This window comes from Nonomuraea sp. NPDC049269 (assembly GCF_043197155.1).
GTDB lineage: Bacteria > Actinomycetota > Actinomycetes > Streptosporangiales > Streptosporangiaceae > Nonomuraea.
This window is the reverse complement of record NZ_JBICSO010000007.1, coordinates 428,716-442,129: the sequence shown is the minus strand read 5'-3', so window position 1 is coordinate 442,129 and position 13,414 is coordinate 428,716. Positions and strand designations below refer to the sequence as shown.

Here is a 13,414-nt window from a genome sequence, read left to right as displayed (position 1 = left end):
AAAGGCCACCATGGCTGACCGTCAGATCATTCTCGACACCGACCTCGGCTCCGACGTGGACGACGCGCTCGCGCTGGCCGTCCTGCTCGGGTCGCCGGAGGTGGACCTGCTGGGCTGCGTCACCGTCTACGGTGACACGGCCCTGCGGGCGCGGCTGGCCAAGCGGCTGGTACGGCTCGCGGGCCGTACCGTGACCGTGGTGCCCGGCGCGGAGAAGACGCTCACCGACCGCGAGGTCTGGTGGGCGGGTCACGAAGGCAAGCTCTTCACCGACCTCGACACCGAGCGGATCTCCCACGAGCCGGACGCCACTACCTACCTCACCGATCAGGTGCGGCGGGCGCCGGGCGAGATCGACGTCGTCGCGATCGGCCCGCTGACCAACATCGCGAACGCCATCCAGGCCGACCCGTCGTTCGCGGCGAACGTCCGGCACCTGTGGATCATGGGCGGCCGCTTCGACTCCCTGGAGCCCGAGCACAACTTCAAGTGCGACCCCGAGGCCGCGAAGATCGTTTTCGACTCCGGCGCCCCGATCACCGTGACCGGACTGGAGATCACCACGACTGTGCGGCTGGAGGCCGGCGACGTGGCCAGGATCGCCGAGGCGGGTGAGTTCGGGAAGGCGCTGAAGGCGGAGATCGAGCAGTGGTGGCGGTTCTGGAACGAGGAGTGGAACAGCCCGCACGACCCGATCACGGTGCTGACGCTGCTGACGCCCGAGCTGTTCGGGTTCACCGCGGAGGGCCATGTGGCGATCGACGCCACGGGCGGCAGCGTGTTCACCGAGGGCGCGGGCCGTACCAGGATCACCGTGGCGGCGCGTGCGGACGAGGTGGCCGCGCAGATCGTCGCCAGGACCGTCGCGGCACCCCGTTAGGGAGTGCGCGGGTCCTGGCAGCCGCATGAGCCGCGGCGGACGAGCTCGGCGGGGAAGATCCGGGTGACCGGCTCGGTCTCGCCCTGCTCGATGGCGGCGATCAGCTTCTCGGCGGCGAAGCGGGCCATCTCGTCGATCGGCTGCCTGATCGTCGTCAGGCCCGGCACGGTGAACGCGGACTCGCGCGCCCCGTCGAACCCGACGATCGCCAGGTCGGCGGGCACCCGCAGGCCCAGGTCGGCGGCGGCGCGCATGGCGCCGATCGCCTGGTGGTCGGTGGTGGCGAACAGCGCCGTCGGGCGCTGTTCGGCCAGCAGCTCGGCGGCGGCCGAATAGCCGCCCTCCAGGCTGATCGCGGCATGCGCGACCAGTGAACTGTCGAGCCCCTTCTCGGCCAGCCCTTTGCGCCAGCCAGCCAGCCGCAGCTCTACCGCCATGATGTCCAGCGGCCCGCCGATGAACGCGAGCCGGGTGTGCCCGTGCCCGGCCAGGTGCTTGGCGGCGAGATAACCGCCTTCCTCGTCGTCGACGGCCAGCCTGGAGAAGAACGGTGGTGCCTCGTGGTCGATCGTCACGACCGGGGTGCGCCCCTCCAGCTCCTTGACCTGCTGGGCCGACGGGCGTACGCGCATCAGCACCAGCCCGTCGACCTGCCGCTCCAGGAAGGAGCGCACGTAGCCCTCGGCGCGTACGGGCTGCTCGGCCGAGTTGCCGAGCAGGACGGAGTAGCCGCGCTCCCAGGCCACGTCCTCGCACGACCGGGTGAACTCGCCGAAGAACGGGCTCTTGCCCCCCGCGCTGTCGGAGGCGATGACGCCGATCGTCCACGTCCGCCGCGCACGCAACGACCTGGCCACGGCGTTGGGACGGTAGCCCAGCTCCTCGACGGCGGCCAGCACCCGGCTCTTGGTCGCCGCGGACACCGGCTTGGGACCGTTGTTCATCACATAACTGACCACGGCGGGCGAGGTCCCGGCCAGGCGCGCCACGTCATTACGGGTTACCACGATCACACCACTTTACCTGCGAACCAGCACCGTTGGACGGGCGCGCCCCCAGGAGGGGTGCCGCCTGCGACGATCGCGTGGCGGCGGCCGGGGGCGCGTCTGTCAGGCGCGGTCGGCGGCGATGAGGAGGTACTGGAAGCTGCCGTTCTTGTAGGCGTCGAGGAAGGGCTGCTCGATTCCGGTGGCAAGGCTGCTCTTGGCGCGTAGTTCCCAGTAGGGGATCGTCGCGGGCGTGAGGTCCACGACGCTGATGGGGACCAGGCGGTTGGCCGCCATTTCCTTGAAGTAGGTGCTGCGCGGGTGGATATCGCAGATGTAGTGCGCGTTGATCTGGCTGATGGCCCGGGACGGCAGGCCGTAGGCGTCGTTGTAACAGCCGGTGATGCAGACGTATCGGCCACCGCGGTTCAGCAGCCGGGCGTGCTCGGCGAACAGCAGCGAGAGCTCGACGTACATCGTGCTCTCGTTGTTCCAGATCGCCTGGAACGTTCCAGACTCGAAGCGGGTGTCGAGCATGTTGCGGAAGTGGAAGCGGACCTTGTCGTCCACGCCGCGCTGCCTGGCCTGCTCGTTGGCGAAGGCGACCTGGGACTCGGAGATGGACACGCCGTCCACGTGACAGCCGAAACGCAGATTGGCGACGATGCTGGAGCCGCCTCTGCCCGAGCCCGCGTCCATGACCCGGTGGTGGGGTTCGAGCGGGCCGAGCCAGCTCATGAGAAGGTCGGTCTGCGCTGATTCGAGCCGGTGGAGCTCCCTGATCACGCGTTCGTCCCGGGTCTGCGCGGAACCGTCCAGCACGGCCCAGTCGACGTCGCCGATGCCGTAGTGATGGTGGTAGATGCCGTCCACCTCGCCCAGACGGAGGTTGACCGGGTTCTTCTCGGTGTTCCAGTAGTCGGCGACGGATCGCTGGTAGAGGCTGTTGAGGACAGTGGGATCCTGCGTAGCGGTCACCTGGAGGATTTCCCTTCTTCGCGAAACGGCGGGGAGCGGGGTCAAGACTGGTAGCGGCTGGTGGAGCCGTGCCATTCGAGGCATCCGGCCATCCACCCCTGCGCTCCGCGCAGGAACCGGTGGAGTTCGGCTGACGGGACGGCGGTGAGCTCGCGCCGGCTGGATTCGAAGCCCCTGACGAGATCGTTGTGGAGGGCGACCGCGCGTTCGGTCGCCTCGCGGGTCGAACACTTCTCCTCGGCGGCGATGAGCAGGATCACGTTGGAGTCCGGGAGCTCGTCGGCGGCTTCCTTCTCGACGGAGTACAGGTCGTTGACCAGGACGCTGGCGGTGCCCGCCTGCATGAGCGCGGTGTGGAAGCGCCGCTCGAAGAAGAGGTCGGCGGGCAGCTGGTAACCGCCCACGATGTCGATCAGCGTCATGGAGGTGTAGAAGCTGTCGTGCTGACGTGCCGCGAGGTAACGCCAGACCGGCGGCGGCGTCTCCAGATAGCGCCAGGCCGCGTAGGCGGCCCAGCTCACGTACATCTGGGAGGTGATGTTGCAGACGCGGCCGACCTGTGACGGGGTGGCGTGCCGGGAGACGTGGCTGATGCTCGACCTCAGCGAGACCAGGACGGGATCGGCCTGGATCGCGTCCTCGAGCTGGGAGGTGTAGCCGCCCGCCGGCGGGGGCGGGTCCATGGCGGAGGTCACCAGTGCCAGCCGCGGCGGCAGCTCGGTCGGTGTCGCGCCCAGCTCGGTCTCGTCGGCGTAGTAGTCGTCGGCCGCCCACCAGGCGGCGTTCATCTGCGCCGCGACCAGCAGCATGTCGGCGTCGTCCGTGTCGGGGTGGGTGAGCATGGCCAGCCGGCCGTAGCCCGTGTCGCCGAACTCCTTCATCCGGCCCTCGTGGATCCCGACCCGCTCCGCCCACGCCACCAGCCGCCGGTTGACCTCGTCGGCCAGGTCCTCGTCGATCCGTACGGTCTCGGGGCAGTACAGCGGCGGATACGATCCGTCGCCCCACTCCCGCTCCTGGTAGGTGAGGGGCGCGAGGCTGTGCTTGCGTACGGCGCCCGGAAGGGTCAGCTGCGGCAGCGGAGGTTCGTGGCCGTCGTGCTCACAGGGCCTGGGCGCGGGCCGCCGGTCCGGGAGCAGGACGCGCAGCGCCGAGGTGCCCAGGCCGGTGGGGCCGGGCAGGGTGATGGCGGCGGGAGGTTCTGTGGTGTCGTCTGCGGACATGACGCCCTCTTCCAACGATGGTGAATCGGTCAGGATCGAGGGGCGGCGATGTTGGCGTTCTCCAGGATCCCGATCGCGTCGGGAACCAGGATCGCCGTCGAGTAGTAGGCGCTGACCAGGTAGGACATGACCGCCTGGCTGTTGGTCTCCATGAACCGGACGTTGAGGCCGGGCTCGTACTCCTCGGGGATGCCGACCTGGTGGAGGCCGACCACCCCCTGGTCCTCCTCGCCCGTGCGCATGGCCACGATCGAGGTGGTGTGCCCGTCGGTGATCGGGATCTTGCCGCAGGGGAAGATCGGGATGCCGCGCCAGGCCGGGATCTCGTGGCCGTTGACGTTGGCGCTGCCCACGGCCAGGCCGCGCTTGTTGCATTCGCGGAAGAAGGCCGCGATCGCCTTGGGATGGGCTAGCAGCAGGCGGGTCTTGCGGCGCATGCTGATCAGGTCGTCCAGGTCGTCCGGGGTCGGGGGGCCTGACCAGGTGTTGATCCGCTGTCCGTAATCCGCGTTGTGCAGCAGCCCGAACTCGCGGTTGTTGAGCATCTCCCATTCCTGGCGTTCGCGGATCTCGTGGATCGTCAGGCGGAGCTGCTCCTCGAACTGGTTCATCGGGTCGTTGTAGAGGTCGGCCACACGGGTGTGGACCCGCAGGATGGTCTGCGAGACGCTCAGTTCGTACTCGCGCGGATTGAGCTCGTAGTCCACGAAGGTGCCGTCGAGGTGCGGCTCGCCGACGTGCCCGGCGGCCACCTTGACCGCCGCCTCGCCGCGTTTGTTGACCGGTTTGCGGGTGCCCTCCAGGTAACTCTGGATATGTGCCCGCAGGGCGGGCGAACCGTCGATCAGCCTCTGGAACTCCTGGCGCGGCGACACCATGACCGTCCCGGCGGTGGTGGCCCTGATCGAGTAGGGCCACCGGGGAGCGTCCTGTTCGAAGGCCTCGTCGCCGAACTGGTCGCCGTCCGCGATGACCCCGAGGGTCACCGTGCCGCCGTACTGGCCGGTGGACAGCCGGTTGAGCCGGCCGTGGGCGATGACGAAGGTCTCGGTGACCGGCGCCCCGGCCTCGACGATGACCTCCCCGGCCTGGAAGTGCCGCGCGGTGAACGTCGAGGCGAGCGCGCCCAGCACGTCCAGGTCGCCGAACCCGTGCAGGGCGGGCAGCTCCGCGAGCGTCTCCGGGATGATCCACACATCGTCGGCCCCGTCCTGCACCACGCTGACCCGGCCGCGTCCCACCGCGTGGGTGAGCCTGCGGTTGACCCGGTAGGTGCCTCCGGCCACGTCCACCCACGGAAGCATGCGCAGCAGCCAGCGGGAGGTGATGGCCTGCATCTGCGGGCGGGTCTTGGTGGTGGTGGCCAGGTTGCGCGCGGCCCGGGTGCCCAGGCTCAGCGGCTTTTCCCCTTGCTCGGTGGACATGTTTCCTCGCACTCTCTGATCGTGGAATCAAACCCGTCAGCTCGTACGGGTGGGAAATCGCTTCCGGAGAAATCAGATCGACGAGGATAATTCCTCAGTCCTGGTGGCGCGGAATGTGAGCGGCGTCGTCATCGAATTATCGGTCGCCTCACGCTTGGGGTTCGGTCGCGACGTCTTCGATGCTAAAGGCCGTTCCGCGACCAGGCAATGGCCCTTTGGCCCTCTTGCGCCACCGACAAATCCGGCTTTATTTCCCTATATTCAACAATCCGAGTACGTGCCAATCTATTGGGAAATCACAGCGTCTCGACCCTGAAAGTGGTCTGGTAGGTGCGCGACTCCTGGGGGCCGAGCCAGATCATGCTGCCGTCCTCCCGGGCCGCCGCGTCGCCGCCCACGTGGTGGGTGGACGGCTCCAGGCCGACCGCGTAGTTGCCCGAGCGCAGGTTCAGCCACTCGAAGAAGCACGGGAACTGCGCGTCCGGCCACTCCACACTGACCTTCATGCCCAGCCGGTCGTTGACCACCGCGACCCGGTGCAGGCCCTGGGCGTCGGGGTTCAGCGCGTGTTCGTACACCTGCTCCACGAACCCCGGCACCGGACCCGGGAGGGTCAGGTGGTCGGCCCCCTGCTCGGCGACGCTGTCGGTCTGCCAGAGGGTCTCGCGGATGTCCGCCTCGAACCGGGCGCCCTCGTCGAGCAGGGGCCAGCCGAGGTTGATGTGGTACAGGAACATGTGCGGAGTCGGCTCGAAGCCCGCGTTGGTCACGGTGTCGGTCAGCCGGATCTCGTCGCCGCCCAGGTCGGCCTCGATGCGCCGGGTCAGGCGCAGGTTCTCGGCGAAGATCGCCGCCTGCCGTACCTCTCCCTCGGCCCACAGGACGCAGCGGTCGCCGTCCCAGCGCTCGCCGTAGCCGGTCAGCCGGGCGGGCAGGTTGCCGGCCCGGCCGTGCAGGCCATGCCGTACGGACGTGCGGGGCGGGTAGCGGTAGGTGTCGGCGGGCACCTCGCCGCCGAACAGGGTGTGGTCGAGCCCGGCCGTGACCATGAGCCCGGAGAAGGAGCGCAGCCAGGACAGGCCGTCCTCGTCGGCGTTCTCGTGCAGCCCCGGATGGCGGAAGCCGGTGGGGGAGCGCCAGCCGAAGGACCGCCCGGCGTGCTCGGCCGCGCCGATGTCCATGCACCGGTCGACCAGCACGTCGAAGGCCAGTCCCGAACCGGTGCGGAACTCCAGCGTCCGGATGCCGCGTTCGGCGCCGTCGGCGAGCGTCACCAGGCGGACCCCGCCGGCCGCGGCCGGGTCGCCGGTGAGTTCCGCCAGTTGCCTGCGGGTCGGCGTCATGCCATCACCCACCCTCCGTTGACTTCGATGGTCTGGCCGGTGACGAACGACGCGTCTGGTCCGGCGAGAAAGGACACCACGGCGGCCAGCTCCTCCGGCCGGCCGCGCCGCTGGAGCGCCTGCCGTTCCAGGACGAACCGGTTGTACGCCTCGGGATCGGGGTGGATCTCCTCGGCGGCCGTGGGGAAGGCGCCGGGCGAGACGCAGTTGACGCGGATCTCGCGCGGGCCGAGCTCGCGGGCCAGGGCCCTGGTCAGGGCGGTGGCGGCGCCCTTGGTGGCGACGTAGGCGGCCAGGTCGGGCCAGCCGCCGTGCATGGTGATCGACGCGATGTTGATGATCGCGCCCGCGCCCAGCGAGGTCATCTGCCTGGCCGCGTGCTGGGCCGCCAGCCAGTAGGCGCGCTGGTTGACCGCGTGCACGTCGTCGTACTCGGCCAGCGGCACCTCCAGGAAGGGCCTGCTGGGATAGATGGCCGCGTTGTTGACCAGGACGCCGACCGGTCCGAGCCGGTCGGCCGTACGGGCGAAGGCGTCCTCGATGGCGGCCGGGTCGCGCAGGTCGGCCGCCAGGTTGAGGGTGCCGTCGAGCGAGCCGGCGTCGAGGTCGAGCGCCGCCACCTGGTGGCCGTCGGCGGCCAGGCGGCGGACGATGGCCCGGCCGAGCGCTCCGGCCGCGCCGGTTACCAGCGCCGTGGTCATGTCCACTCCTTGTGCAGGTCGTCGAGGACGGCGCGGGCCGGCCTGGCGGCGGTCAGGCCGTCGCGGATCAGAGCGGAGGTCCGCTCCTGCTTGGCGATGTAGCCGGGGAAGCGTGGCCGGATCCAGGCCGCCTCCACGGTGTCGCGGGTGTCGCGGTAGAAACCCGCCTCGTCCCAGACGGAACGGGCGGCGGGCTGGCCCCCGGTGGCGGGGAACAGTCCGGTCTGCACCGGCTCCGACAGCAGCCGCCGCAGGTGGGCGCGCACCGCGTCGCGGATCCCACCGGCGCCGATCCGTTTCTTGGAGACCGCCAGGCCGGTGCCGCCGAGGACGCTGCCCGGTGCCCGGCCGGGCCAGGTGGGGGCGTCGGCGAAGGCCAGTGGGTAGGTGGCGTAGCCGTACACCAGAGGGCAGAGGTCGGGGCCGCCCGCCGCCATGGCGTCGAGGACGCCGATCGGGTTGCGTAGCGAGACGTCGGGGTCCGCGAGCGCGAGCAGCTCGGCCATCAGCTCCAGCGCCCGCAGTCCCTCTTCGCGGTCGAGGAAGTCGCCCGAGCACAGCGCGCAGAACATGAGGAACGCGTGCGGCCCGCCCAGGCACAGCGCCAACCGCCCGCCGCCCCGCGCGAACTCCACCGTCTCGGGCCACGTCTCCGGGACATGCACCCCCGGCCAGGCGGCGGCCACCTGGGCGGCCGCGTCGAGCGGCAGCGCCCACTGGCGCCCGTCCAGGTGGTAGCTGTCATACGAGCGGCCGACCGTCCCCGAACGGAAGCGCGCCAGCTCGGCCGCCGAGAACAGCTCGTCCATCGGCACCAGCGAGTCCAGCGCCGCGCCCAGCCCGGGGTGGTCGATCACCAGCACGTCGTACGACTCGCAGAGCGCGGCGATCGGCTCGGACTCGAACCCTTCGAGCGGCTGGCGGTCCCAGTGGATCGGCTCGGGCACGTCCCCGTACGGGTTCGGCCCGGCCAGGTCGAGGCGGGTGAGCTCGTCGAGCGGGGCGTGGCCGCGGGGGTGGTCCCAGGTCAGTCCTCGCACGCCAGCACACCCTTCTCCACCAGCTCGGCCGTACGTTCCGCCGGGTAGCCGAGCTCGCCGAGTATCTCTGCGGTGTGCTCGCCCACCAGCGGCGCGCCCCTGCGTACCTGGGGCGGGGTGGCGCTGAAGGCGTACGGGAAGCCGGGCGTGGTGACCGTGCCCTCGGTGCGGTGGTCGTAGGTGACGAACGAGCCGTTGTGCCGCACCTGCGGGTCGGCCACCAGCTCCGCGTAGCCGTACACCGGGCCGGCCCACAGGTCGTGGCGGGCGCAGATCTCCAGCCACTCGGCGGTGGTGCGTTCGGGCAGTCGCCGGGCGACCGTCGAGGTGATCTCGTCGCGCTGGGTGTGGCCGTCCATGCCGGCCAGTTCGGGGAGGTCGAGGGCGACGGCCAGCCCGTCGAGCCGGGGCATGCCGAGCGCGAGGTAGCCGTCCTTGGTGGCGAACACCCCGTACGGCGCGCGGATGTAGGTGTGGCCGTGCGGCTCGCGCCCGCGCCGCTGCGGGACCCCGCCGACGGTGAAGACCGACAGCTCCTGCATCTGTACGGCGATGGCCGCGTCGAGCATGTTGACGCTCACCCGCTGGGCCTCGCCGGTGCGCTCGCGGTGCAGCAGCGCGGCCAGCGTGCCCTCGAAGGCGCTGTAGGCGGTGATCGCGTCGATCGCGTAGGTGCCGGCGGGCGCCGGGGGATCGCCGTCGCGGCCGGTGCTGAGCATGGCGCCGCTCATGGCCTGGAGCAGCAGGTCCTGTCCCGGCCGTGACACGTACGGGCCGGTCTCGCCGTACCCGGACATGGAGACGTAGACGACGCGCGGATTGAGCCCGCTGATGGTGTCGTGGTCCATGCCGAGCCGCTCAGCCACGCCGGGCCGGTAGTTCTGCAGGAACACGTCCGCCGTCGCGGCCAGCCGGTGGACGATGTCGCGGCCCTCGTCCGACTTGAGGTTCACGGCCAGGCTGCGCTTGTTGCGGTTGAGGGACAGGAACGAGGCGTTGACGCGATTGCCCGTGGCGTCTCCGGCGGGAGCGTGGCGCTGCCACTCGCCGGTCACCGGCTCCACCTTGATCACGTCCGCGCCCAGGTCGCCCAGGCGCATGGCGGCCAGTGGCCCGGCCATGGCGATGGACAGGTCGACCACGCGGTAACCGTCGAGGACGCCCATCAGCGCCCCTCGAAGACGGGCTCGCGGCGCGCGGCGAACGCGGCCCGGCCCTCGGCCGCGTCGGCGGTGGCGAAGCAGACGGTCTGCAGGTCGCGTTCGTACTGGATGGCCTGGTCGAGGGGCATCGCGTACGCCGCCCTGAGGTTGGCCTTGGCCGTCTGGGCGGCGATCGGTGGCCGGGCGGCGATCTTCCCGGCCAGTTCCCGTACGGCCGGCAGCAGCTCCTCCGGGGGCAGCACCTCGGTGACCAGCCCCCAGTCCTTGGCCCGCGCGGCGTCGATCGGGTCGCCGGTGAGCAGCATGACGGCCGCGTTGCCGGGGCCGACGGCGTGGGCGAGCAGGGCCGACTGGCCGCTGCCGCCGATCCAGCCGAGCTTGATCTCGGGAGCGGCGAACGTGGCGGTGCTCGCGGCCAGCCGGATGTCGCAGGCCATGGCCAGCTCCAGCCCGCCGCCGTAGGCGTAGCCGTTGACGGCGGCGATGATCGGCTTGCGCAGCGCGCGGACCGCGTCGCCGTAGTCGCCGCGGTTGCGGAACTCCCACGGCGTGGCGTACGCGTCGAGCTCGCGAATGTCGCTGCCCACGCAGAACGAGCGCTCTCCTGCGCCGGTGAGCACGGCCACCCGGATGCCGGGGTCGGCGTCCACGCGGTCGAGGCAGGCACGCAGCGCGCCGGCCATCTCGGGGGTGATGGCGTTGAGCTTGGCGGGTCTGTTCAGGGTGATGACGGCCACCGGGCCGTCCACGTCGAGAAGGACGTCCATGGATCCCCTCAGCAGTGGAGCGCGTCGGCCCGGGCGACCTCGACCACCTCGCGCATGGCCTCCTCGGCCTTGCGGTGATGGCGGCGCCTGATGGCCACGGCCACGCGCTCGTGATTGGGCAGCGTTTCCTTGTTGTGGGCGACCGATCGGGTGTGCACCTGCCGTACCGAGCGCAGGGCGATGCTGATCATGTCGTAGATGTAGAGCAGCAGGTCGTTGTCGGCGGCGCCGAACACCGCCCGGTGAAAGGCCAGGTCGGCGCCGATGAAGGGGTCGGGGTCGTCGGCCGTGGCGTGCAGCGCGGCCAGGGCCTCGTCGATGCGCTGGATGGCCGCCGCGTCCGCCCGCTCGGCCGCCACCCGGGCCGCCCCGGGCTCCAGCGCGACCCGCAGGTCGGCCAGCACCCGGATGTCCCCGGGTGCCGCGTCGGGCACGAACCGCCAGCTCAGCACGTCGGCGTCGAGCAGGTTCCAGGACTCGCGCGGACGGACGCGGGTGCCCGCGCTCCTCCTGGTCTCCAGCAGGCCCTTGCCGGCCAGCACCTTCACGCCTTCCCGTACGGCCGAACGGCCCACGCCGAGCTCGTTGACCAACTGCTCCTCGATCGGGATGGGCGTGCCGGGGACCAGCGAGCCGTCGACGATCCGGGCACCCAGGGCGTGCACGACGTGGGCATGCCGGGCCGTGTCCGGGTAAGGATCGGTTGCCACGGTTTCCTCCGTATTCGGATGTTTGGCACAGTATCGGGACGGTCGGCTTTTTCATAGACTTTCATCTGATGAAGTTCGGACTTCATCAGATGAAGCTGGGAGTGTCATGCACATCGTACGTTTTGTCAGCCCGCTGACCAGCGCGGACGCCGTCGGCATCGACGACGGCGACCAGGTGACGCAGCTGGAGGGCGTCACCACCGTCGGCGAGCTGCTCCGCCTGCCCGTCGCGGAGCTGCGCGAGCGGTGCGCCGCCGCGTCCGGCCCGCGGCATCCGTCCGCGTCCGTCCGCCGGCTCGCACCCGTGGACGGGCTGATGGAGGTGTGGGCCGCGGGCGTCACCTATCGGCGTTCACGCGAGGCGCGGGTGACCGAGAGCGAGCGGGCGGCCGACGTGTACGAGCTCGTCTACGACGCCGAGCGGCCCGAGCTGTTCTTCAAGTCCGTGGCCTGGAAGGTGTCGGGGGACGGCGGCCGGATCGCCGTACGCGCCGACTCGGAGATCGACGTGCCGGAGCCGGAGCTGGGCCTGGTGCTGAACTCCGCGGGCGAGATCGCGGGCTACACGGTGGTCGACGACGTCAGCTCGCGCACCATCGAGGGGGTCAACCCGCTGTACCTGCCGCAGGCCAAGATCTATCTGGGCGCGTGCGCGGTCGGCCCGGCGATCAGGCCCGTCTGGGAGGTGGCCGACCCGTACGCGCTGGACATCACGCTGACCATCGCCAGGGCGGGGGAGACGGTCTGGGACGGCAAGGCGTCCACTTCGGAGCTGCACCGGCGCCTGGACGACCTGGCCGGGTATCTGTTCCGGGCGGACGCCTTCCCCGACGGCGCGGTGCTGTCCACCGGCACCAGCCTGGTCCCCGACCTGCCGTTCACGCTGCACGACGGTGACACCGTGACCATCGGCATCGCCGAGATCGGCACGCTGACCAGCGCCGTGGTGAAGGGCCTGGCCGCCATGCGCTGATCGGGGTGGATTCAACACGGCCGGGCACTGTCTCTGGTGCCCGGCCGCGTCGTATCCGCCCGGGGGCGTTCGATCGCGTTCCGTGACGGAACGCCGGAAGACAGCAAACGTTTACCGCCCGTCCATCCAAGATCACCTAGCCGGCCAATAATGATCTTTACGTTTGCGGCGTTTGTGCATTGCCCCCACCGATAGTGGAAGGACATTCGTGCGCATCCCCACCCGGGCCATCGTCGCCGCCATGGCGGCGCTATTGGCTCTGAGCACCGTGAACGCCGCCGGAACCCCGGTCATCGCGGACGCGGATCCCGCTCTGGCGGCACTTACCCAGGTCGTCCCCGAGATCGTCGAAGAGGCCAAGACCACGCCTCCCACCGAGATCCCCGAAGGCGATGTCCAGCGGCCCTTCGCCATCGCGACGGACCCCGACCGCACCCTGGTCGCGACCGTCAGCGAGAGCGACATCGGCATCGGCATGCCGGACGCCGCAGGCAACGGCAACCAGCCGCTCCCCGGCCTGGTCACCTACACCGCCAAGCAGCCCAGCGTCGCCTACGCCCACCAGCGCACCGGCCAGATCGCCCGGGCCCTGACCATCATCAAGGACTCCTCGGCGCCGACCGAGTACCGATTCCCGATCTCCGCCCCCGAGGGCAGCATGCTGGAGGTCGAGGACGATGACGGCACCGTCCTGATCTACAACAACGACATCTATCTCGGCGAGATCGACCTGCCCTGGGCCAAGGACGCCAACGGCAACGCGGTGCCGACCTCGTACCGGGTGGAGGGCATGACGCTCATCCAGACGGTCAACCACGCGGGTGCCGCTTACCCCGTGGTCGCCGACCCCGCGCTCAAGCTGCAGTGCGAGTGGTGGAAGGCCATGTGCCGGCTCATCTTCTCGAAGAAGCTCACCAAGAAGATCTACAACGCCTGGTTCGTGGCCGGCGTCGCCGGCGCCATCGAGGCGATGAAGTACGCCTGCGACAAGCTCAAGGGCAAGGCCAAGCTGATCTGCAAGATCGCCTACACGGCGGGTGGCGCCTCGGCCGTCTACAAGGTCCGGGAAGCGGCCAACAAGAACCAGTGCTTCGCGGTCCGGTTCCAGGCGCCGGGCATCGTCTGGTACGAGGTCCGCAAGAAGAGCTGTCAGAGCAAGTAACTCCGCACCACCTCGACGCCCCCGCCGGTCCGGCGGGGGCGTCTCCCTACGCGCACAGCTTCCG

General features: G+C 70.2%; 13 protein-coding genes. 3 read left to right on the top strand and 10 right to left on the bottom strand.

Annotation, left to right across the window (positions count from 1 at the left end):
- Window positions 1-10 precede the first annotated feature (10 nt).
- Window positions 11-880, top strand: a complete 870-nt coding sequence (locus ACGFNP_RS37585) for a nucleoside hydrolase (RefSeq protein ID WP_358317805.1) — start codon at window positions 11-13, stop codon at window positions 878-880.
- On the opposite strand, the gene ACGFNP_RS37580 is transcribed toward ACGFNP_RS37585, so the two are convergent.
- From ACGFNP_RS37580 to ACGFNP_RS37535, 10 genes are all read right to left on the bottom strand, one after another.
- On the bottom strand, window positions 877-1,893 hold the full coding sequence (locus tag ACGFNP_RS37580) for a LacI family DNA-binding transcriptional regulator (protein WP_358317806.1): 1,017 nt from the start codon (window positions 1,891-1,893) through the stop codon (window positions 877-879). The genes ACGFNP_RS37585 and ACGFNP_RS37580 overlap by 4 nt on opposite strands.
- 96 nt (window positions 1,894-1,989) lie before the next feature.
- Entirely contained in the window at window positions 1,990-2,844 is an 855-nt protein-coding gene (locus tag ACGFNP_RS37575) for a geranyl diphosphate 2-C-methyltransferase (RefSeq protein ID WP_393326929.1), read from the bottom strand.
- A gap of 41 nt (window positions 2,845-2,885) precedes the next feature.
- Entirely contained in the window at window positions 2,886-4,067 is a 1,182-nt protein-coding gene (locus ACGFNP_RS37570; protein WP_358317808.1) for a family 2 encapsulin nanocompartment cargo protein terpene cyclase, read from the bottom strand.
- A gap of 29 nt (window positions 4,068-4,096) precedes the next feature.
- The gene (locus ACGFNP_RS37565; RefSeq protein WP_358317809.1) at window positions 4,097-5,491 is read right to left on the bottom strand and encodes a family 2B encapsulin nanocompartment shell protein; all 1,395 of its coding nucleotides are present in this window, start codon (window positions 5,489-5,491) and stop codon (window positions 4,097-4,099) included.
- A gap of 296 nt (window positions 5,492-5,787) precedes the next feature.
- Window positions 5,788-6,834: an aldose 1-epimerase family protein gene (locus ACGFNP_RS37560; protein WP_393326925.1), complete on the bottom strand. Its 1,047-nt coding sequence runs from the start codon at window positions 6,832-6,834 to the stop codon at window positions 5,788-5,790.
- On the bottom strand, window positions 6,831-7,535 hold the full coding sequence (locus tag ACGFNP_RS37555; RefSeq protein ID WP_358317811.1) for an SDR family oxidoreductase: 705 nt from the start codon (window positions 7,533-7,535) through the stop codon (window positions 6,831-6,833). The genes ACGFNP_RS37560 and ACGFNP_RS37555 overlap by 4 nt, the downstream gene beginning before the upstream one ends.
- Window positions 7,532-8,575: a hypothetical protein gene (locus ACGFNP_RS37550; RefSeq protein WP_393326922.1), complete on the bottom strand. Its 1,044-nt coding sequence runs from the start codon at window positions 8,573-8,575 to the stop codon at window positions 7,532-7,534. Before ACGFNP_RS37550 ends, ACGFNP_RS37555 begins: the two co-directional genes overlap by 4 nt.
- Entirely contained in the window at window positions 8,563-9,741 is a 1,179-nt protein-coding gene (locus tag ACGFNP_RS37545) for a CaiB/BaiF CoA transferase family protein (protein ID WP_393326919.1), read from the bottom strand. Before ACGFNP_RS37545 ends, ACGFNP_RS37550 begins: the two co-directional genes overlap by 13 nt.
- A complete protein-coding gene (locus ACGFNP_RS37540) occupies window positions 9,741-10,505 on the bottom strand; it encodes an enoyl-CoA hydratase/isomerase family protein (RefSeq protein ID WP_358317814.1) in 765 nt (254 codons plus the stop codon). The genes ACGFNP_RS37545 and ACGFNP_RS37540 overlap by 1 nt, the downstream gene beginning before the upstream one ends.
- Window positions 10,506-10,513: 8 nt before the next feature.
- Entirely contained in the window at window positions 10,514-11,215 is a 702-nt protein-coding gene (locus ACGFNP_RS37535; protein ID WP_358317815.1) for a FadR/GntR family transcriptional regulator, read from the bottom strand.
- A gap of 106 nt (window positions 11,216-11,321) precedes the next feature.
- Between ACGFNP_RS37535 and ACGFNP_RS37530 the strand changes: the two genes are divergently transcribed.
- Window positions 11,322-12,188 (top strand): fumarylacetoacetate hydrolase family protein, encoded by an 867-nt coding sequence (locus ACGFNP_RS37530; protein WP_393326915.1) that lies wholly within the window; start codon window positions 11,322-11,324, stop codon window positions 12,186-12,188.
- 208 nt (window positions 12,189-12,396) lie between these two features.
- Complete coding sequence (locus ACGFNP_RS37525; RefSeq protein ID WP_393326912.1) at window positions 12,397-13,350, top strand: hypothetical protein; 954 nt, start codon at window positions 12,397-12,399, stop codon at window positions 13,348-13,350.
- Window positions 13,351-13,414 lie beyond the last annotated feature (64 nt).